At 58.1% G+C, this 19218-nt stretch carries 22 protein-coding genes and 1 pseudogene; 6 read left to right on the top strand and 17 right to left on the bottom strand.

Annotated elements, in window-relative coordinates; all coding sequences use genetic code 11:
• Nucleotides 1-6: 6 nt before the first annotated feature.
• A complete protein-coding gene (locus JQ632_RS08420; RefSeq protein ID WP_212401828.1) occupies nt 7-762 on the bottom strand; it encodes an enoyl-CoA hydratase/isomerase family protein in 756 nt (251 codons plus the stop codon).
• 391 nt (nt 763-1153) lie between these two features.
• On the opposite strand from JQ632_RS08420, the gene JQ632_RS08415 reads away from it, so the two are divergent.
• Entirely contained in the window at nt 1154-1708 is a 555-nt protein-coding gene (locus tag JQ632_RS08415) for an Lrp/AsnC family transcriptional regulator (RefSeq protein ID WP_212401827.1), read from the top strand.
• A 709-nt stretch (nt 1709-2417) separates the two neighbouring features.
• Here the strand turns inward: JQ632_RS08415 and JQ632_RS08410 are convergent.
• The 7 genes from JQ632_RS08410 to JQ632_RS08380 all read right to left on the bottom strand — a co-directional run bounded on the left by JQ632_RS08410 (nt 2418) and on the right by JQ632_RS08380 (nt 8070).
• A complete protein-coding gene (locus JQ632_RS08410) occupies nt 2418-2591 on the bottom strand; it encodes a hypothetical protein (protein ID WP_212401826.1) in 174 nt (57 codons plus the stop codon).
• A 305-nt stretch (nt 2592-2896) separates the two neighbouring features.
• The gene (locus JQ632_RS08405; protein ID WP_212401825.1) at nt 2897-3100 is read right to left on the bottom strand and encodes a DUF2188 domain-containing protein; all 204 of its coding nucleotides are present in this window, start codon (nt 3098-3100) and stop codon (nt 2897-2899) included.
• A gap of 32 nt (nt 3101-3132) precedes the next feature.
• Nucleotides 3133-4056: a ComEC/Rec2 family competence protein gene (locus JQ632_RS08400; protein WP_212401824.1), complete on the bottom strand. Its 924-nt coding sequence runs from the start codon at nt 4054-4056 to the stop codon at nt 3133-3135.
• Entirely contained in the window at nt 4053-4862 is an 810-nt protein-coding gene (locus JQ632_RS08395; RefSeq protein WP_212401823.1) for a hypothetical protein, read from the bottom strand. Before JQ632_RS08395 ends, JQ632_RS08400 begins: the two co-directional genes overlap by 4 nt.
• Before the next feature lie 4 nt (nt 4863-4866).
• Nucleotides 4867-5940, bottom strand: a complete 1074-nt coding sequence (locus JQ632_RS08390; RefSeq protein WP_212401822.1) for a ComEC/Rec2 family competence protein — start codon at nt 5938-5940, stop codon at nt 4867-4869.
• Nucleotides 5941-6298: 358 nt separating this feature from the next.
• Entirely contained in the window at nt 6299-7444 is a 1146-nt protein-coding gene (locus tag JQ632_RS08385; protein WP_212401821.1) for a hypothetical protein, read from the bottom strand.
• Complete coding sequence (locus JQ632_RS08380; RefSeq protein ID WP_212401820.1) at nt 7444-8070, bottom strand: hypothetical protein; 627 nt, start codon at nt 8068-8070, stop codon at nt 7444-7446. The genes JQ632_RS08385 and JQ632_RS08380 overlap by 1 nt, the downstream gene beginning before the upstream one ends.
• A gap of 661 nt (nt 8071-8731) precedes the next feature.
• On the opposite strand from JQ632_RS08380, the gene JQ632_RS08375 reads away from it, so the two are divergent.
• Nucleotides 8732-9004, top strand: coding sequence for a hypothetical protein (locus JQ632_RS08375; RefSeq protein ID WP_212401819.1), 273 nt, complete (start codon nt 8732-8734; stop codon nt 9002-9004).
• Between the two features lie 19 nt (nt 9005-9023).
• Here the strand turns inward: JQ632_RS08375 and JQ632_RS08370 are convergent, their stop codons facing one another.
• The 6 genes from JQ632_RS08370 to JQ632_RS08345 all read right to left on the bottom strand — a co-directional run bounded on the left by JQ632_RS08370 (nt 9024) and on the right by JQ632_RS08345 (nt 15776).
• The gene (locus JQ632_RS08370) at nt 9024-10784 is read right to left on the bottom strand and encodes a metallophosphoesterase (RefSeq protein ID WP_212401818.1); all 1761 of its coding nucleotides are present in this window, start codon (nt 10782-10784) and stop codon (nt 9024-9026) included.
• A gap of 14 nt (nt 10785-10798) precedes the next feature.
• A complete protein-coding gene (locus JQ632_RS08365) occupies nt 10799-12250 on the bottom strand; it encodes a hypothetical protein (protein WP_212401817.1) in 1452 nt (483 codons plus the stop codon).
• Nucleotides 12251-12454: 204 nt separating this feature from the next.
• A complete protein-coding gene (locus JQ632_RS08360; RefSeq protein ID WP_212401816.1) occupies nt 12455-13552 on the bottom strand; it encodes a hypothetical protein in 1098 nt (365 codons plus the stop codon).
• 55 nt (nt 13553-13607) lie between these two features.
• Nucleotides 13608-14138: an ImmA/IrrE family metallo-endopeptidase gene (locus JQ632_RS08355; protein WP_249151589.1), complete on the bottom strand. Its 531-nt coding sequence runs from the start codon at nt 14136-14138 to the stop codon at nt 13608-13610.
• Between the two features lie 393 nt (nt 14139-14531).
• Nucleotides 14532-15395: an ImmA/IrrE family metallo-endopeptidase gene (locus tag JQ632_RS08350; protein ID WP_212401815.1), complete on the bottom strand. Its 864-nt coding sequence runs from the start codon at nt 15393-15395 to the stop codon at nt 14532-14534.
• 9 nt (nt 15396-15404) lie between these two features.
• Nucleotides 15405-15776, bottom strand: a complete 372-nt coding sequence (locus JQ632_RS08345; protein ID WP_212401814.1) for a helix-turn-helix transcriptional regulator — start codon at nt 15774-15776, stop codon at nt 15405-15407.
• A gap of 172 nt (nt 15777-15948) precedes the next feature.
• Here JQ632_RS08345 and JQ632_RS08340 point away from each other — a divergent pair, with 172 nt between their 5' ends.
• Genes JQ632_RS08340 through JQ632_RS08330 form a run of 3 tightly spaced genes read left to right on the top strand, consistent with a single transcriptional unit; the run spans nt 15949 to nt 17963 of the window.
• Nucleotides 15949-16401 (top strand): multiubiquitin domain-containing protein, encoded by a 453-nt coding sequence (locus JQ632_RS08340; RefSeq protein ID WP_212401813.1) that lies wholly within the window; start codon nt 15949-15951, stop codon nt 16399-16401.
• Entirely contained in the window at nt 16379-17545 is a 1167-nt protein-coding gene (locus JQ632_RS08335; protein WP_212401812.1) for a ThiF family adenylyltransferase, read from the top strand. The genes JQ632_RS08340 and JQ632_RS08335 overlap by 23 nt, the downstream gene beginning before the upstream one ends.
• Nucleotide 17546: 1 nt before the next feature.
• Complete coding sequence (locus JQ632_RS08330) at nt 17547-17963, top strand: DUF6527 family protein (protein WP_212401896.1); 417 nt, start codon at nt 17547-17549, stop codon at nt 17961-17963.
• Nucleotides 17964-17975: 12 nt separating this feature from the next.
• Here JQ632_RS08330 and JQ632_RS08325 read toward each other — a convergent pair.
• Nucleotides 17976-18105, bottom strand: a pseudogene (locus JQ632_RS08325) (Ku protein); the annotation flags it as partial.
• Nucleotides 18106-18231: 126 nt separating this feature from the next.
• Nucleotides 18232-18471, bottom strand: a complete 240-nt coding sequence (locus JQ632_RS08320) for a helix-turn-helix domain-containing protein (protein WP_212401811.1) — start codon at nt 18469-18471, stop codon at nt 18232-18234.
• Nucleotides 18472-18546: 75 nt separating this feature from the next.
• Between JQ632_RS08320 and JQ632_RS08315 the strand changes: the two genes are divergently transcribed.
• Nucleotides 18547-18966, top strand: coding sequence for a hypothetical protein (locus tag JQ632_RS08315; RefSeq protein WP_212401810.1), 420 nt, complete (start codon nt 18547-18549; stop codon nt 18964-18966).
• Between the two features lie 17 nt (nt 18967-18983).
• Here JQ632_RS08315 and JQ632_RS08310 read toward each other — a convergent pair whose 3' ends face one another.
• Entirely contained in the window at nt 18984-19217 is a 234-nt protein-coding gene (locus JQ632_RS08310; RefSeq protein ID WP_212401809.1) for a DUF2274 domain-containing protein, read from the bottom strand.
• Between the last annotated feature and the right edge of the window lies 1 nt (nt 19218).

Genomic DNA, 19218 nt, shown 5'->3' with positions numbered 1-19218 from the left:
TTTCTTTCATTTCCGGGCGAGGAACCGTGCGCGGGCATCTGCAGACTGGTCGTTGTCGAGATATTGGCTGAGGTCGCTGACCGTCATCTGTTCAAGCTCGTCGTCGCTTATCTGGCCCGTCAAATTCAACGATCGCTTGATGGCCGCAAAGAGTTTTGGGTCCTTGCTTCGGAAGTCCCGGCAGACATCGATCGCGCGATCCAGTACGGCGTCGGTGTTAACCACTTCGTCGAAGGCACCGATCTGAATCGCTTTCGCCGCATCGACGAGGACTCCTGAGTAGAGCAAGATCTGCGCCGCCCGCTTTCCCAGCCGCAGCGCGGCCTGGCGCATGCCTTTGGCCACCGGCAGAAGACCGTGATTGATCTCGGGAAAGCCGATCTGGGCCTTGTGGTCGGCAATCACGTGATCGGAATGCAGGAGGAATTCGAGGGCGCCGCCGACCGCGTAACCGCGCACAGCACAGACCACGGGACCCGGATAGCGTTCGAAAGCGCACAACACTGCATGGAAAAATCGAATGCGCTGCGCGGCGACTTGCAGCCCGGTGACTTCGCGAATATCGCCGCCAGCACTGAAGAAGCGATCTCCCTCGCCGGTCAGAACGATGCCGGGTGGTTCCCGCTCGGATTCCAGGCGCCTGATCTCTTCGAGCAATCGCGCAATCAATGCATAATTAAGGGCGTTTGCGGGAGGCCGGTTCATCGTGAGGACGACGAGGTCCGGCTCACGCCTGATCTTGAGAATGTCTGCATCCATCATGCCCGATAAAATAACGGGCTCCGCGTTGAATGAGCTACCGTATTGCGAGAGGCTTGACCCGATCGACGGCAGAAACGATTGCTCGGAGCGCTCCGTGCCGACTTTTCTGCTGCACCGCGTTTCTGGGTCCTTCGACCCAACCCGGCGAGAACGTAGCACGCCGATTGAGCAATTTGATCCAATCCTGATCAGGCGATTGGATCGATATTGGTCAGTTCGAAGGGCGGCTTATGACATGAATTTCAAAGTTGTCTGTTTTTCGATATAAGATGACAATTTAGCGAAATACAGACCTCCAGAGCCGCCTTAGCTTCCTGGAATACCCGAAGCTGCGGCTCTTACCCAGAAAAACTCGCCCTGCGGGTATTTGGGGAAAGCTAAGGAGGTCTCGATGAGCTTTGACACGCTCGACAAAATCGATCTGCGGATCCTGCAAGAACTTCAGAATGACGCCAGTCTCACCAATGTCGAGCTGGCCTCGCGGGTCAGCCTCTCCCCGTCCCCTTGTCTTGCCCGAGTCAAGAATCTGGAGCGGCTCGGCGTGATCAATCGGCGCGTCGCCGTGGTCGATCCGCAGATTGTCGGCTTGCGCGTCATGGCGTTCATCCAGGTGACGTTGGAAAAACACGTGCAGAGTGTCCGCGACGGCTTTGCGACTGAAGTCGGCCGCATCGCCGAAATCATGGACTGCTATCTCATGGTCGGAGATCAGGATTATCTGTTGCGTGCCATTGTATCCGACGTATCCGACCTCGAAAATCTGATTGCACGCATATCCCGGATCGCCGGCGTCGCGAGCATCCGCTCTGGTCTCGCGGTGCGCAACGTCTCCAGCCGGCGAGCACTGCCGCTCGATGTATCCAGGCCGATCCAGGTAAAGTCGGCGCCGGCCGACTCGGAACGACATCGCCCATCGCTACATCGCCACCTACAAGCTCTCGCCTGACAAGCAACCAAAATCTTCGTACAATACGACCCTGACGCCCTTGTTAAACGGCGGCACGTTTGCCGGTCTACCAATTGTCGACTGAAGCTGGGCCGAAAGCCCCACCGCCGAGGGACACGGCCTGGGTGCCAACAAGCTAGGGGGCGATACGCGAGCAGACGAAGCTCCGCGCCGTCCGTACCTGCGAGCGTTGTGGGTTTGTGGCGCTCGCATTTGCTGTTATTTCAATAACTTATCGCAGTCGTCGAGACGAAAGGTCCAGATCAACTGCTAAAGGAGCCTTTCAGCTCTGCCGTACGGACCAACACTTCGGTGGACATGGCACCCTCGTCTTCAGCTTGGAAGTCTTCGAATTTTCGCTGTTCTTTCAAAGCGCATTCCGACAATTTGCAGCCTTTTTGCCCGTTGAGATCACTGTAGAATTTACTCTTGTCGGAATGATGTTCGAGTTGGCTGTCTACTAGCGGCAAGGTAGTCGCGCTGCCCTCTGCTCGACAGAACCAGACCTCAGCGGTTGCGCATGCAACCGGAACTGGGCCCGCGCCAATGAGTGGGGTGGGCGCGTCCCAGCGCGGGGACCCGTCGTGCACAAGGCCGGACGGGACATCCAGACGCGGAAGAATGGGGATACGCCCCGCACTGCCAGCATTGCCCTTGATGCGTCGGGGACGCCGTCCCGTTCTTGCTCAGCACCTAAAATGCAGCCGTGCTAGGTAAGATGATCGCAGCCGGGCGGTTGCGGCACGCCGTTAGCGCGGTTCTGCAGACTCTCGCAGCGTTTCATGAGCTCGTCAAAGGACTCAGGCTCACCAAAAAGCGAGCCAGCCTCGACCATCGCAATGTAGTCCTCTTCGAGCTTCTTGCGGGTCTCGGCGTCGGGCACCAATTGAAGCTTGCCAGTACCGGCGGCGTGGTAATCAATCCAGTTTCCTTGGCGATCGCGTTCGCGAAAGAACTTGCTCTTCCAATCAGCAACGTCTTGCGCGAGGAATCGTGTCCCCCAATGGGATGGTCCGGCCGTGCTCCGACCCCGACAGCGTGCAAAGCTGGGCCCGGGGCAGCGAAGACAAGGAGCCCGCCATGTCTCAGCAATCCAACTGCGCAATCGCCGTGATCGGCATCGATATTGGCAAGAACTCATGGTAACACGGACGCAATCCGGTCGCGCGACCGCTTACCGGGATAAGGCTAAATCCTTCGCCACTTATCGCGGCCGGGCCCGATATCGCGCACGCGCTCGACATGAATCGCAGCTTCAGGATCCATCGACCTGGCCCTTTCAATCGCTTGGGCCTGCGTATCGGTGGTGGCGCTCGCGCGATCCGCATTGGGACGCAACACATTGTAACGCCCATCCGGGCGCTGTTCGACGAAGAATTCGTTCTTTGCCATTGTTACTCTCTGCTTGCTCGGGGTGGGTGGCCTTACGTGATGTAATATTTGGCGGGCTTTAGGGTGTATTCGGTTTCGACCGTGATGCTGCCGACATAGTTTGGAAATCTGCTCTGCTTCTCGTCCGCCAGTTTCTTGTGTGAGTAGTTCGCATTGGACACATAGATATGCACCTTGTCGTCCAAGAGATCGAAGGTGATATCGCCAGCTCTGTTCTGGGTTATGATTGTGTATCCGGTGTAGTAGTGAAGATGCCGGGAAGGCGCCTCGCCGATCACGATAATCTGTGGATCGAGCTTCTCAAGCCAACGATCGGGGATCTTGCCTGACTTGCGCCCATGATGCGCGGCGAACACCACCGTCGTTTTCGTCAGGTTGATGTCGTCCGTGATCGCTTCCATGAAGTCCGTTTCAAGATCGCCGAGCCACAGAAAGCTTGCGCCGTCCACCATGTTGTAGCGAATGACCGCTGACATGTTGTTGTAACTGAGGCCTGCCTCGCCATCAGCAAGCGCGTCCTTGAAGTGTTCATTCGAGGTGTCCGGCCATAAAATCCGTATCCCCGAGGAGCCGCGCTCGTCGTTATCCTGGTTCATCCAGCGGCGGACGCAGCCCTTCTCGATGTAAAACGCCTTGCCTGGATCATCGCGCAGTTTGCAATAGTGCTTGAACGAGGCGGTTTCGTCGTCCTTGATGACGCCGTTCCTCACGACGTAGAAATTCCGGATCGGCATCGCCGCATCAAGCCGTTCGATACCGCCGAAATGATCGTCGTCGGGATGTGTCGAGATAAATCGCGACACGCCCTTGTGTGCCGATTGCGCCAGGAGCTCTTCAATAATCCGGTCGGCATTCTCATCATTGAGATCACAATCGATGATCGTGAAATTGTCCGAGTTATGCTTGATGTAAAAAGTATCGCCGTTACCGACGGCAAAGCTCTTAATGATCGTCATTCCTGCTTCTCCGCTTCTATCGGCTTGCCGTCCGTCAAGGCTCGCTTACGCCTCGTACGCGGCGCGACTGCCGGCTCCTTCTTTTCATTCTTTTGCAGATGCGGAGATTCAAAGCTGAGGAGCAGCTGCCGCGCATAGGTGCGGGCGGCCTCGGTTACGGCCGCCCGCGTCGAGTAGGCAAGGAGGTAGCAGGCGTGCAGAATGGCGATGACGAACACCGGCAGTAGACCCAGCTCTGTCGATGCCGGCCAGTGGTAGACATATTGCACCACGCACCCCACCACGATCATGACGTTGAGCGCCAGCGCGGGCCACTTCAAGGCATAGAGGTTACGGCGATAACCGTAGCTGATGTTTTCATGGAAGAGGATGTCGAACTTCTTCTTGTTGCGCGTGTTCTCGCGAAGCCAGTCCCCTGCTTGCTTGTAGAAGGCATCCGCGGTGTTTGGATCCTGTTCTTCCTGTTCTAGCGTCGGAGCAGCCGAAGAAACCTTTGCGGCCAGGAATGCCAGCATTCGCGTCTTGGTCGCCGCATCGAAGGTCGGATCCCGGTGCCGGAGCATTGTGATGCTGGGCAACCCTCCCATCCCCTCGATCAGGCTGGGCTCGATGGCTTTACCGCGCCGCCGGGTGGCGTCAGCAAAAGCCCAAAGCAAGACAGCGAGCGCGGTGCCGGCAATACCGTGCACCAGCTTGAGCTCGGCGCCCGATGTCATCACCGCCCAGGTCAATGCGATGGCAGGAGCAACAGCAATGATGGCCGGGACCAACCGCGCAAACAACGTGTATTTGTCGAACTTGAGCATGGTCCTAGTCATCCTCAACATCGGGGTTGAAGGGGACGACTTGGGCATTGCCCATGTTCGCGCGGCGATCATACCCGTTGTAGAAGTTGATCCAGCCGTCGCGCGTGGCGTAGACGCTGTAACCGCGCCGCGTGAAGGCATTGGTCACCTTCTTGCGCGGATAGATGTCGGCATTTTTGCCGATCGAGGCGATCGCGTCTCCCCGATAGGACGCCGGATAATCGCCAAGCCATCGGTTGAGGACCGCAGGAGTAACGTTGCGTCGGCTGCCGTGGTGCGGGATCTGCATAATATCGGGCTGGATCGTGAGACTAGTGTCCTCGGCATACTGAGCTGCTTCGGCAAGCCCTTCAGGGCCCACATCGGCGGTCAGGAGGATGCGTTTATTGTCGATCAAGGCCCACTGCACGACCGAGGTCTCGTTGGAAGCTGATGTTGCCGAGGGCTTGTCGTCGAGCGTCTCGAAATCAAGCCGCTCAAGGATCTTTTCGGCGACATAGACGATGGCCTTGACCAATCCGCTTCCAAAGCCGCCCTTGAGGGCGCTGCCATAGGCGGTCGGCGTCTTATCCAGATCGGGAATGAGGCTGACGTAACGGGTGCGACTTGGTGCAAGCACGGTGAAGCATCCAATCACAGTACCCTGAAGCGGCGCCTGGATGGCGATGCCGCGCCGTTTCGCGATCTCCTCCATCTCGACGAGGTATGGATGCATCTCGCGCATCCGCTTGATCAAGCCCTCGCGCGTATAGGCGCCATGGAAACTGTCGATCACCTCATCGACATAGTCCCAGGGACGGTTCATCCAGAGCGTGCCTATGGTGAACCGAGGATGCTCGAGTACCTTTATGAGACCGGTCGCGTGATCGTTGTCCGCGTGGGAAAGCACGACATTGGCAATGTTGGCGGGCTTCGCGTAATAGCGCTCGACGTGTTCAATGATTTGATCGCCGGTATCAGCAAAGCCACCATCGACGATGTTGATCGAAAACGGACCCTCCTTCGTGGCTCCCCAGCGAAGAATGATGGCGTCGCCGTTGCTGTCACCTGCGCGCAAAAAATCGATCTCGTAAGGCAAGGCATGCTCCTGCGTTCGGCCCCCCTTACGGGGCGGTCGTTATCGACTTGACGATTGGGAGGGCCTCGCGCGAGTGATCCCCATTTCGTGCGAACGATTTGGGAACGTCATGGAACTGTTCAAGAGGAACGCAGGAGATTTTTCTAAAAATTTGCAGACTTATGCACAAAAACGGTAGCGCAACCTTGGGATTTAGGACAATACTGCTGACAAATCAAAATTCAGCGGAAACTGCAATCTTGTAAATTCGTAAGCCACTCTCGGGCGACCGCCAGAAGAGATGCGACCTCCGGTAAGCGCGAAAGCGGGGGGTAAACGAAGAGCCGAGTATGGGTTGGCCAAGGACGTTTGGCGCCGGTTAGGAAGGCACCTGTACAGACCAAATCGCGTCGCGGCTCTTGGTCAATTCCTGCCCAATCGGGATATGCAGGAAGGGCACTTGCTCCTTGGCGACCTCTTTCATGAGATCGTCGATCTCGACCGACAGCCGCTTCATACCCTCGTACTTTTCCTGCGTGTCGAAGATGATCCGAGAACCGTCCGGTACGCGAAGTGTTTTGGCGTACGTCTCGTTATGGAAAAGCACGTCGAGAAAGCGCTGCACCTCACCCAGGATTCTCAACTCATAGAAAGAACCCACCTTTAGAGCGTCTTGGTCTGCGTGATACATCGTAGCCGCGATATCGAAGCTTGGAAAATTGATCGCGGTTCCTTCTTCGATCGCATCGGCTTTCACGTTTTTGCAGAGCCGGATCGCCTTGCGCAGTCCGCCAAACACGCTATCGCAGCGTTCGCCGACCCTCTTGATGTGAAGGAAGGGGAGATTGTCGATGGTTTCCGGCACTTTCTTATTTAAGATCGTGACCGCTCGATCGTGCTCCTGCTGAGAGAGTTGGTACTCATGTCCGTCATGCCAATGGCTCGGCACGACATCGACCGGCCGCGCGAGAGATCCGCCTGAGACACTGATCGCCTTACCGCCCGAGGTATCGACGGTCGCCGCAGGATATCTGTTCTTCAGGATTTTTTCGGCTTCGACCCTGAGCTTGAACAGTTCGCCGATCGACGTTTTTGGGGTTGGGACGGAGGAATAGTATCCGCCACGCATGCTCAGCGCCCCCATTGTTGAATAAGTGAGTAAGCCTAAATCCAATGTCAGCAGATCGACGTCGCTGACGCCGCGGATATGAACGTTGAGCGGCACAGACCCCTGCAAACGGAACTCTGCCGAGATGCCAGCAGTTTCCAGACCTGACTTGAGCTGGGCACCGACCCGCTGGGCGGTCTCGATGCTGATCCGAGTATAGTCCGGCCCGACTTCCTGCATAGCCCCCAAAGCATAACGTGTGTAAGACTGGCTCCGCGCACGGCCTTGCCACGATTCAGCCTGGAGACTTTTCGTGATGATGTCCGGTCGCGAGTCCTGCGCGACCCGCGTCAAGCGGTCTGTACCTTTCCGCCGTTGCTCCAGTTTGGTTAGTCGATTTCCAATGTTGCGAGCCATCAGATCCTCGTCAGCTTCATCGTACCGAACGTATTGCGGCCGTGACCGTTGAAATACTCACCCTCGGCCGAACCTAAATCGCGCCCAAAGACCAGTTCGCCGAAACCAAGGTGACTCTGGAGATCGACCTCATCGATTCGGGGTACATTGCGGTAGTGGTAGAGAAGGCGATAGGCATCCGCGTCGTCACAAATAAGCGCGGCCGAAATGCTGTTCGATCCCGATTGATTTGTTTTGAGCAGAACCCTGATCCGATCCCAGCTCTGAAGGATCGTAATCGTCGCTCGCCAGCTATGGCCCTGAGAACCATCGGGATTGATGGTCTGACCTTGGCAGTCCCACTGACCGGCGATGTCCGGTACTTTGATGACGAGCTTGAGAAAGCGCCACTTCCAGGCAAATCGGTCGAACAACCAATAGAGCGCCGTAAAGACTGTCGCGGCGCCGACGAGCGAGAGGATCGAAGGCGTCAGCGTTACGTTCCAGCCAAAGCGATGAGCGATGTCGACGGCCGACAACAAAATATAGACGATCAGCGCGGATGCAGCGGCCGACACCAAGCCGAGATATCGTCCAACATGAGCTCGGTTCATTGCACCGAGCAACGCGTATTCGTGTTCGCGCATTTTGTCCCCCTACCCAACACAAAAAACTAGGAAGAGCGTCCGCAACTTCAAGCCGTGGGACCTTCTTTTGGTTGTGGATAACGGAACTTCAGAAAAAATAGCGCTGCGGCCTCCGCCCGTTCTCGCGCTCTGACCGGCTGGACAGCACGCGCCGTACGAAGGTCCCATCGCGGCTTTCATTGCTGCCGCCCCGCGGCGACATCCATTCGCATTGCGGTAAGGATAGGAGGCGGACGACCTTGTCGAGAGCCTTGATGAATTCGGGATGGTCCGTGCCGTCGCAGTGGCGAGCGCTCGTCCTGGCCGACGCTCGATCGATTACGCGGTCGCGCCACAGAACCTTAGACCTGAAGACCTCCCCAGACTGCCGAAGACCACACAGCCCTCGATGGAGCAATTTGTCGCCTCGCTGGTTGGGACCTACCCGCCTTGCAATCGTGGCCGATGAGTTCAAGCCACAAAGAACGAAGCCATGACGGCGCCCCCTGGATTAAGGAAGCGAGCGCCTAAGAGCCCAGCCTTCGAACTGGGAACCCATTAGACTCTGTGATCGATCTTCGCGATCGCTTGACCGGGGCCGCCTAATACAATTTGATGTAGAGGGAATCGATATATTCCCTCATTTGTTGAAATTGTACGATAACACCTGGCCTTAGACCGCGTGGCCACCACCGTTCGAGTTCTGGAAGGCACCTTCAACCGACTGGCGGACGAAGGATGGGCCGGGATCGAACCGGGTTTGGGCGTCGGCGTCGTAGAGCCTGATCTGAATCTTGGGAAAGCGGCGCTTGAGTTCGATGGCGCCAGCTTCGGAGCGCGACCTGCATCGGACAAAATTTTTCCCTCAACACTCAAGTCGGCCGAAGCCACGAACGCCGAAGGTTCGGTGAACTGGAATCGGTCCTGTCAGCGCTCGTTGTCCATGGAGAGATAATCAGCAGCCCCGCGCGAGACTAAGCGATGGGACCGGCTTGCTTTGGACCGAAGCGGAGCGAGACCTGCTCGATCAGATGCGGCTTGAGATCGGTTTTGGGAACGAAGACCGGAATCTCAGAATCGGGCGCGTCTTTATTGTGTTTGGAGTTGGCGATCCAGTCGCCCCGCTGGGGCACCTTCTCAAGTCCGATGGCAAACATGTCGAAGCCATCGTTTGTCAGCCGGATACGAAGGAAGTTATTGTACGCCCCGATCCGAAGCGAGCTGAACGCGTCATTTCGGTTCATCCTGAGCAATAGACAAGTCAACATCATGTTCAGGCCGAACAGCGTGCTCCCGATCAGGAAACCCACCGCAACCATCTCCGCGGCAAGCAGGCCGAACCACTTCCACACTTCCCACCACTCGCCATTCCACGCGAAATGTTGGTTATTGAAGGCGATCGCGTACCGCGCAGCACAGATGAGCACGGCTGCGTGGGCCGCCGCATGCACGGCGCTTGAGGACCAGATCTTGAACCTGGTCGAGACCTCCTGCTTGATTGTGTACCCGATCAGGGAAGCGCCAAAGACCGCGGCGATTAGCGCATAGACGTCCGGCCGGTCCCGCAGCGAGATCAGCACCGCGAAGAGGAAGTAGATGCCCCCCATCAGCAGCGAGAAGTCCCAGTTCGTGAATGCGAAGAAGGCGTTCCGTAGGGTCAGCGCCCGGCTCGTCGCGAACGACGGGTAAGCCGCCGCCGTGGTCTTCTTTGGATCGTTTGGATCCGGCATGGTGCCGAGCTTCAGTGCCTCGCGATGGTCGACGAGGCGCACCGAGACGTCCTGCTCGAGTTGGTGCGTCGGATGGAGAAAGGCCCCACCTCCGCCGGACGTTACGTACTGCCGATCGTCCCTGCCGACGTAGCGGCTGTAGTGATGCGTGTCGCCGGACAACAATATCGGAATGGTATGTCCGCGCCCAGCGTTCATCGCGATCCCGGCAGCGTACTCCATGATCTCCCACGAGTTTCTATTGCTGTCCGTGTACAACCAGCCAGGTTCGGCACTGCAGAGGATGATCCTGGAGTTCTCGGGCATATGCGCCGCGATATGCTTAAAATAGTCAAACTGAGGCTGGTCCATGTTGTCGGCGAGTTGGATGTCGGTCGCCCACAGCCACCACGTTTCGGAGAGACGTACGGCGAAGTAACTGCGACGTTGGTAGGAACGCCAGGCACCGACATGCCACGGCTTTTCGCGGGAAAATAGCGCGAGGAAGAGCACCAGCCCGTCGTACCAATCATGGTTTCCGGGAATCGCGAGCAACGGCCTTCCCGCGTCGTTCTTCTTATTGGAGTCGGGAGCAGCCCACGCGTAGGGCTGCCAAAGCTGGTGCGTGTAGGCCTGCCGAGTGGCCTTTGGGTATACTTCGTCGCCGCCCATGACGAGCGCCTCTCCGCGTGGTAGGTCGACGTCGCCAACCTTCAACTGTTTCTTGGCCAGAAGGCTCGCCACCGCGTAGGTGCTGTCGAAGCCGTCGCCGAGATCGGCGACCCAATCGATCCAGACTCCGCCCTCATCGTCCGGCTTCAGGCGCGTCCGAAACTCCTCAGCCCTCCTCGCGTGCTCTTCGGGCGGCACTGTGTCCAGCGCTGCGATCATTAGGCGCCTATCGGCATATTGTCCGAATATCGACGAAACGACCACATTGTTGAGCAACTGAAGCAGCAACACCGGGTCGAACCAGTGCGCCATGTGCGGATAGGTCTTCGTATCGTCTAATGGCTTTTCGACCATTTCCCTCAACCCTCTTAAGCGACGACTGGTTCAAGCGAGGCATCGACGACGACAATGCCGGTCGCATCCGCGAATATCGCCGCGACATCTCTGGCCTTCTGCCGGTACGCGTCGTAAGCGTCCTGTCCAATCAGCGGAATGGCTTCCGCCAAGCTCGCCACTTGCCCCTGCTTTTTCGCTACAGCCGCTGCCTTCAACTTCTGTTCGGCCGCGCGAAGGTCCGCTATCGCGGCATTCAGGTCGGAAATGTTGGTCGGGGTAACGAGCTTGCCACCGATGTAGACGACTTGGCTGAGCCCAACGATGCCAAGGATCGTGTTCGGGACCGCGAACGTCGAAAGCTGATTGACGCCGGCTGCGACTAGCCCGCCGATGACGACCAGGCCAAAGATGAAGCTTTGGTATCGATACACATCGAACACGCCGTCGGTGGTGAAGAAGTCGCGCCACGTGGCGCCTGACGGGTCGACGACGGTCTTGGCCATTGGAATCCAGCCGTGGCGAAGAAGCCACGCCCTATTATCGGCCGACAGCGCATTGCGCTGAGTGTCTGTGCCCTTCGCGATCGTGGCTCCAATCCCGCTGATGCCCAGCAGCGCCAGAATCGACCCCGAGAGGTCCACCAAGGTCCCTGTCTGCAGCAGTAGAAGCGTGATTAGCGCGGCGACTGCGAGCGAAAAGGCCAGCGTTTGGAACGTCGACAGGCTACCCTTCCCGTCCGGGCCGGCCGACACCTGTGCGGGGTTCAGCGCACCGAGAAATGATCCGAACGTGTGATCCTGCTTGCGGAGGGCAAACGCGATCCAAACGTACAGTACGAGCACCTCTGCGATGACGGCGAAAACGCTAAGCCAGTAGGGGCTCAGGCGGACAGTCACGGACGAGACCCGCCAGGGGGATTGGCCCACGGGACTGTTGCAGGTGTAGAGGTAAAGATCGACTCTGCTCCAGAACCATGCCAGGTCATCGCCCATGTTCAGCGTGACTATCGTCTGGTCGGCCTCGAGCAGGCGCTTCTGTACCAGGGGGTCGGAATCGGTGGCGCGGTGCGTTACGACGTCTTGCCGCTTGAACAGATAGGTGTCGTCGCCGTAGTCGATACCGGCGAAGTAGCGGACGCCATCGACAAAAGGCGCCCGAACGCCGATGTCGACTCGTTGATTGGTCGGGATGAAGTTAGTGCCAATGACAATGGGCGGCCCGACCGGGTTTCGGCCCGATCGAAGCTCGATGGCAAATTCGCCCGGTTTTACGCACTGCTTTTGCGGATCACTGGGAGTAGTAATCGTTGCACCTGCACCGGTCGACGCTTCATCGATCTTCTGTGGCGACTGCAAGGGCGCAGTAGTCTGCGCTTCCGGAGCTCCCACCCTTGGAGCAGTGTTCTGCTGGGCGCTGGAGGGCACGATGAAAAACGCGAGCGTCAGTGCAACGGCACAAGCGCCAAAGAAAAACGATCGCGGCATTCGTTCCCCCAGTCCATCGGTCGATGCTATTTACCGGTGGTTGCAACTGGCTTTCAAGCCAACCAAAGTCGTTGTCCCCGACTCAAAGGCTCCATTGGCGTCGCAGCGTTCGCTTCCGAACCATTCCCATTGGTTATGATGGGATAATTGGGGGGCAACGCCACCAGCCCGGCTCCGATGGGTGCCGCACTCAAAACACACGTCCTACTGGTCCGGCGAAGAAGATCCCCCTTCGAGGTCACGCAGGATTTTCTTCAGACCTTCGTCAGACGTCTGCAAAACTCCATCGGTTATCTGGAGTCCAGCGGTCTCTTCATCCAACCTCTTTTGGGCCTCTCTTTCCCAATATGTTTTGAGCCCCGCCAAGCGTCGCGTGTGATGGTCAGGAACTTGATTGAACGTAGGATCGATGTTGTCGACGATATACGGGGTGAAACAGTAGCCATCGCTCGCCTTCACGAACTCATGACAAAAGCTCAAGACGGTATCGGTGCCGAGGGGCTTCTTGTTGTTGAGCTCGTCTTCGCTGGCTTCGAGCTCAGGGGATGGACGCATGTCGATCCAAAATATGGGATATGGTAGGCCTCCGAAGACGCCCTTCAGGCTGTGTCGTCCCTCAAAGAAGAACCTGAGCCTCTCGTATGCATATTCGTGGGGCTGTGTTCGGACGGCATGAACTAGCAACAAGGCCAACTCAACCGAAATGACGAGGCGTCGCGGCGTTGAAAGTTGCGAAAGGCGAAATCCCGTATCGATCGCCGGACCGATAAAATCCTTCGTCAGTTCTGGATTGCGTGGGCTATTGTAATATTCATTGAGCAGCGCAAGATTGCTGAATACTTCATCGTCTTCATCTTCGGCATCCCGCAGTCCCTGAACAGATGATCGGAATACAACTTCTGCGTTGTGCACGGGAAATCCCGCGACCCACGCCGTGGTCTTGAGATCGAGCGACTTGAACTGCTCTCTCAGCCGTTTTCGGTATGACTGAATGGCTTTCATCCACGCATTGATCGTGGTGAGCGCTTCACGGTGATCGGTGAGGCGTTTGGTGTAGATCAGTTCATCACCAACGCTCTTCCAAAGTTCCGGCGCCGGGCCCGTTGGCCAGCCGAGCTTCTGGGACGATTCGACACAAAGGGCCCATTCGCGTGCGAACGTTCGCTCAATGCCGCGGTAAAATTGCGCTATTGGAGAGAACCATGGCTCAGCAGGAGGCGGTTCATCACCAATCGAATGCTCGGGGATGTGATCCTTTGCAGCCTGCTTGAACGCTGTCGACCCGACGATATCGACGCTCAAAAAGATCCGGAGAGTAGACGTGAAGGGCCCAGCTTCCATGAACGCACTGTCTTACTCAACGTGTGAGACCGAGTGACTGGATTCGGATCCTGATAGATTCGAGAGAAACGCCGAATTCGGCTGCGAGCGCCGCATGGGAGCCTTGCAACAGGCCGTAGCGCTCTCGAAACTGTGCCACCGGCATTAAAAATCCGGCGGCAAACCAATTCGCTTCCCACTCAACGCGCCCTGAACCATAACGCTGAGCTTCTAGTCTCTCGACCTTGCGGCCGTTGCGGTTCGGATAAAGGTAATGCAACACGTAATGGCCGAGTTCATGAGCGATCGTAAATCGATCCCGCATGGGTCCGGTGTGTGCAGCCAAAAAGATCTCGAACCTGCCGGGGGCATCAATCCGGATTGAACCGGATGGCACGCGATTGAAGTCCAGAACGTTTTGGGTGGTTATTCTGCCGCCCAGCTTCCCGACGATTGGCGAAAGGTCCGCTCCAGGAACATAGCTCAATTGGTTGGCAACATCCGCAGCGAACGTATCCACGACGGCTTTCGATAGGTTGCTTTCGACCGGAGCGCTATATTCCATCATTTTGGGGCTGTTTGCCGAATCAGGTAATGAATTCGTTTGTATGGCAGGAGATAATGGGAAATTCCCGAAAATTGTCAAATTTGCCCCGGCGTTCGATCATTTTGCTCACATTTTCGGGCATTTCGCATCAAAGTTCGCCCTTGACCGTCGTTGCTGGCGGGACTCGCCCCTTTGATGAATTAAAGCCTACCTCTTTGCTGCCGTGGTCTCGACTCCTGAAGAAGGGCAGCGGCCACGCGGGGGGCACCCGCCCGAGCGTCCTTCCCCCGCAGCTGCGGCATCGGGGCACAGGCAAGTCGATCGTGGATAACCGACGTAGCTACTGGGCGACGAAACGCTGGCCCACACGCTTGGTGCGCACCCTAACTTCGTCCTGTCCGCACAAGCTGCCATCTACCTGCGCTTCTTCCCGCTAGGCCACGGAAGCACTCCGTCGAGCTCGCGCAGCTTGTAAGAGTCCTCGTCCCACTGCTTTCGTTCCGAGGCCGGTGCCGATAGATGCTCGTCGTCCAACCATAGCAGCGTCAGTGTCTGGTCCCAATGCCCCAAATGCAGCGCATCTTCGAAGAGCGCCCCATCCCGCGCCAAATCCTCGAACCATGAATCTGGATCGGCGTCCTCGGCCCCCGACGGCCTTTCACCGGCGCGAACACGGGCGCTGTAGGAGTCTGTCGGCAGAGGCGAGCCTGGCCTGATCCACCCCTTCGCTTCGCGAAGCCGGGTAGAGCGGGCGCTGTACCGGACCTTGCCTCCCTCGGAGACGACGAAGGCGCACAGTTCGCGAGAAAAGGTCGCGAAACGCGAGCCGGTGGAGATCAGGGACGCGTCAAACTCGTCCGCCAGGCTGCCGATCGCCGAGATCGACATGTCGGCGCCGTCGACGCGCGGCTTGAACAACTGATACGGCAGCAGCAGCTCGGCCGCGAAAACGTCGCAAGCGATCTCACCCGGAGGGCGGCGCGAATAGCTCCAGCTCGGCGTCACATGATCGGAGGTGATCTCGAGAACGACGTGGGCCACCTCGTGGCAGACGCTGAATCGCTGGCGTCTCGCATTATGGGTGCAATTCACGCAGATCCGGTACTTGCCTCCCTTGTCGCGGAAGGACCAGGCGTCCTCGTTCTCCTCCAACGCCTCTTTGAGCACTTCCCCGCCAATCTGCGAGGCGTAGCCATCGACCGAAACTGGCAGGGCCAACGGTCCACAGCGCTTGATGAACTCACGCGCCTTGATAGCGATGCCGAGTTCATCAATCATGTTGCCGACCTACGTCATGAATTTACGGATGCGGGCGAGCGAGGTCACATAGTCGGGGCGCGCACCGCGGTTTACGACCGTCGTCAGCATGTGGAACTGATCGAAGGTGATGCTTGGATCGCCTCGGACGAACTCGACGAGCTTGATGTCGATGTTGGTGTGGTCGACGAGGAAGCGCAGTATCTCCGCGTCGCGCGCCGGTGGCGTCAGCGCCGATATCAGCTTGTTGACCACCTCCTCCGAGGGAGCCTCCTTCGTGCCGGTCTCGAGGCGGTAGATGTAGGCGTGGTCGACGCGGCTGCGCTCAGCGACCTCCCGCAAGCTCATGCCGCGGCGGTCCCGCAGATCCTTCAACCAGGTCCCAAGCGCCGTTTCCGGCATCCGTCCTCCCGACAAAATCTTGCCACAATCATACTGTTGTCTGGCTGGACAACACGCCCTCACCCGTTGCGCGGACTGGGCGTTTTTAACCGCCCGGATGTTGTCTGGCTGGACACCAGCTATACAACCCCGTGCGTGAAATGCAAGCGCCGCGAGGCAGGAAGGTACTGAAATGTCTGTCGATGTCGTCGCGCATTTGGTGCGCATCCACGTCAACCGCGAGCCCTACGACTCGCCCAACCCCGCAACTGGCGAAGCCCTCTACGGGCTCGCCCAGATCCCGCCCCATGAGCGGCTGTACCGGGAGGTCAATGGGGACAAGGAAGACAAGCCGATCCCTCGCGACGGCGAGACCATCCACCTGAAGGAAGACGAGCACTTCTACAGCCAGAAGGTGTTCGAGATCTTCGTCAACACCGACGAGCACGAGATCGACCAGAAGCACATCTCGTACGCCCAGGTCGTCGAGCTCTATCTCGGCAGAGGCGGCAGCCCGTCGAACGAGTACCTCGTGAAGTATTCCCACGGCCCCGCGGAGAACCCGAGCGGCACTTTGGCTCCTGGACAGAAGGTTACGGTGAAAGATGGCATGCGCTTTAGGGTTGCCGGAACTGGCGAGTCATAATCCATTCGTCAAGGATCTCGAGGAGCTCGGCTACGAGCTCGGCTTTGTGGGCGGCTACTTCATCATCTACGGCCTGCCCTATCTGGATGATCAGGGCGCGCTTCAGCATGGCGATTGGGCCAGTCCCCTGGACCTGAATGGCGCCGTGATCGACCCGCCGTCCGATCATCAGGCATGGTGGCGAGGTACCCGCCCCTTCGACCAGCAAGGGCGCCAGATCAGGCTAGGCGGCGGACCGAATCCTGTGACGATCACTCCGGATCTCGTCGCCAATCAGTCGTTCTCGTTCAAGCTGCAGGAGAACGGCGAGAACCGCGCCTATCGCTCGTTCGAAGAGAAGGTGCAGACCTATCTCGACGCGATCACCGGCCCCTCGCTCGCCGCCTACCCGGATGCGACGCCGTTGCGCGGCATCGCCGTGAAGGCGGCGGCGCAAGGCAGCCCCCTGCGCTTCCCGGACACGATGTCCTCCAGGTACCATATGAACGACATCTCCTCCCTGCTGCGTGGAAAGCGCGTGGCGATCATCGGCCTCGGCGGCACGGGATCCTACATCCTGGACTTCATCGCGAGGACGCATCTCGAGCGCATCGCGCTGTTCGACGACGACAAGGTGCACGTCCACACGATCTTCCGGATACCGGGCTTCGTTCCCCGCGCCATCGGCGAGCTCAAGGTAAACGTTCTGGCCCGTCAGTATGGGAACTGGCACGCGGGCTTGGATCCGGTTCCGGAGCGCATCACCGCCGCCAACATCGAACGCCTGAACTCCTTCGACTTCGTCTTTGTGTCCGTCGACGATGGCCCGGCCCGCCTCCTGATCGTCGATTGGTTCAGCACGCGCGGCATTCCATACGTCGACTGCGGCATGGGACTCGATCGATCGGTCGGCGGCCTTACCGGATTCGTCCGCGTGACCGGTACCGACCGGAAGGCGTTTGACGACAACGTCGGAACTGCCCGGCTGCCAACGGAGAACGCCAAGGCCAATGAGTACCGCAAGCAGGCGCAAATCACCGAGCTGAACGCTCTCAACGCCGTCATGGCCGTGATCAGGTTCAAGCAGCACTTCAAGCTGCTCGAACGCCTGGACGAGGCAACCTGCGCCATCTTCGACACCGCGACGCTGGAGATCGACAAGTAACATGACCGCGATGCGCTTCACTTACCAGGCCGTCGAGCGTTTGCCGAAGCACCTTGCGCAGGGAGTGCTCTATCACTCCGAGGAGTTCGAGGTGGCGGCCCTCTCCTGCGCGTGCGGCTGCGGACATCGGGTAATGCTGCTGGTCCCTGACAGCCACCAAGTCTCTGCTCAGAATGGCACACCCACCGTCCGGCCCTCGATTTCGGTCTGCGACGCGCCTTGCAAGTCGCACTACATCATCGCGGGCGGCCACATCGAGTGGCTGCCTGCGTTCTCGACAGCCCAGGCGTCGGCCGTCATGCGCAATCAGATCGCGCGTCATGTCGTTCACGACGAGCGGCAGCGGCCTTGGATCAGCCGAATCTGGATCACGATCGCGCGTGCTTTCGCCAAGCTCAGGTCGGCGCTGCGCATATAGCACCGCGCAGTTGCCGTCAGGTTTGAGGTAGTAGGCGCAGATCAGGTAGCGGATCGGTGTCGGTCTTGTCGACGAACTCGTCGACCTCGATGGTCCGGGCGACGTTCTCGAGCTCCTCCCTGGTCACCTCGAGGAACGTGCCGGTCAATCACCGGCGCACAGTCCTGTTTTTCGTCTCGGCCGGTCTTCTTCACTGCTGCTTCGCCAATCTACTGATTTTTCTGAGAGATTGGTGGGCGCACGAAGGTTCGAATCTGGGATCTTCTGTTTAAGAGTCACCGGCTCCGCCGGTTCGCCGCCGTCGACGACGAACTAGTTCCTCGGGGTCGACGTCCAAAGCCCTAGCTATTCGCTCGAGCACTAAAAGAGAGGGATTCCTCTTTCCCGTTTCGACGCCACTCAGATAGGTCTGATGGACCTTGCACCTATCGGCGAGCTCCTCCTGGCTGAGTCTCTTTGCTCGGCGCAATTCCTGAATATTTAAGCCGACTCGGTCCTGCAAGCGCATGCAGGAAAATCGAGAGAAACAACCCAATCAGCCCATAGACTATGAGTCATAAAGCGACTACGCTGGCGACTTCTGATGCAAGTTCAGAGAGCGATGTCAGTAGAACAGGTGGACCTGACATTTGGCGCCTTCGCCAAGTGCTGCCAAAACACTATAACCGTTGGTTACCGTGATGCGTCGACCGGAACCGTGATAGCCTCGATCGAAATTCCTACCCAAGTGATCGAACGCGCGGTTCTCGAGAATGCTTCCGTAGAAATCACTTTGTTGGACGACGGACAGGTTGCCTCCGCCGTCACTGGACCGGCATCTGATTGCTTTTCGGCACGAACGAGCGTCTCCATTGACCACCTGGTGGACGCGTTCGTGGCCAGCCATAATCTCCATAAGGAAGAGGCGACGGAAGCAGAGCTGAGAACATTGCTCGGCCGCCTTCACAAATCCGTCGTGGCGGTTGAGCGCACGATCCGTCTTCTCGGAGGTAAGGCGAAATAGGAACGCAGAATTGCCACTCAGGATGCAGTGCCCATTGGTTCGCCGTGTCTCTTCTTGCCGCCTCTCTTAAAATCTGCGTCACTGTCAAGAAACGCTTCAAGCATAAACGGTATCAACTCAGTTACTTCTTCCTTGTTGCCGTAGGTCTCTGCATAGAAAACGGAATACTCGCGCAGCCGCTGCGCAAGGCTTGGCGTAAGCACGACGCTCATCTTCACCGGTGTCCGGTCAGGCAGTTTCGCCAGCTTCACC

Origin of the sequence: Bradyrhizobium liaoningense, from assembly GCF_018130955.1 — a bacterium.
Classification (GTDB): domain Bacteria; phylum Pseudomonadota; class Alphaproteobacteria; order Rhizobiales; family Xanthobacteraceae; genus Bradyrhizobium; species Bradyrhizobium liaoningense_C.
Note: the sequence above shows the minus strand (reverse complement) of the source record. Positions and strands in the feature narration are given on the sequence as shown.

Excerpts from the sequence above, each read along its gene's own strand:
- JQ632_RS08420 (WP_212401828.1), bottom strand. The coding sequence starts at position 762 with ATGATGGATGCAGACATTCTCAAGATCAGGCGTGAGCCGGACCTCGTC.
- JQ632_RS08415 (WP_212401827.1), top strand. The coding sequence starts at position 1,154 with ATGAGCTTTGACACGCTCGACAAAATCGATCTGCGGATCCTGCAAGAA.
- JQ632_RS08405 (WP_212401825.1), bottom strand. The coding sequence starts at position 3,100 with ATGGCAAAGAACGAATTCTTCGTCGAACAGCGCCCGGATGGGCGTTAC.
- JQ632_RS08400 (WP_212401824.1), bottom strand. The coding sequence starts at position 4,056 with ATGACGATCATTAAGAGCTTTGCCGTCGGTAACGGCGATACTTTTTAC.
- JQ632_RS08395 (WP_212401823.1), bottom strand. The coding sequence starts at position 4,862 with ATGCTCAAGTTCGACAAATACACGTTGTTTGCGCGGTTGGTCCCGGCC.
- JQ632_RS08385 (WP_212401821.1), bottom strand. The coding sequence starts at position 7,444 with ATGGCTCGCAACATTGGAAATCGACTAACCAAACTGGAGCAACGGCGG.
- JQ632_RS08380 (WP_212401820.1), bottom strand. The coding sequence starts at position 8,070 with ATGCGCGAACACGAATACGCGTTGCTCGGTGCAATGAACCGAGCTCAT.
- JQ632_RS08370 (WP_212401818.1), bottom strand. The coding sequence starts at position 10,784 with ATGGTCGAAAAGCCATTAGACGATACGAAGACCTATCCGCACATGGCG.
- JQ632_RS08365 (WP_212401817.1), bottom strand. The coding sequence starts at position 12,250 with ATGCCGCGATCGTTTTTCTTTGGCGCTTGTGCCGTTGCACTGACGCTC.
- JQ632_RS08355 (WP_249151589.1), bottom strand. The coding sequence starts at position 14,138 with ATGATGGAATATAGCGCTCCGGTCGAAAGCAACCTATCGAAAGCCGTC.
- JQ632_RS08350 (WP_212401815.1), bottom strand. The coding sequence starts at position 15,395 with ATGATTGATGAACTCGGCATCGCTATCAAGGCGCGTGAGTTCATCAAG.
- JQ632_RS08345 (WP_212401814.1), bottom strand. The coding sequence starts at position 15,776 with ATGCCGGAAACGGCGCTTGGGACCTGGTTGAAGGATCTGCGGGACCGC.
- JQ632_RS08340 (WP_212401813.1), top strand. The coding sequence starts at position 15,949 with ATGTCTGTCGATGTCGTCGCGCATTTGGTGCGCATCCACGTCAACCGC.
- JQ632_RS08330 (WP_212401896.1), top strand. The coding sequence starts at position 17,547 with ATGACCGCGATGCGCTTCACTTACCAGGCCGTCGAGCGTTTGCCGAAG.
- JQ632_RS08320 (WP_212401811.1), bottom strand. The coding sequence starts at position 18,471 with ATGCGCTTGCAGGACCGAGTCGGCTTAAATATTCAGGAATTGCGCCGA.
- JQ632_RS08315 (WP_212401810.1), top strand. The coding sequence starts at position 18,547 with ATGCAAGTTCAGAGAGCGATGTCAGTAGAACAGGTGGACCTGACATTT.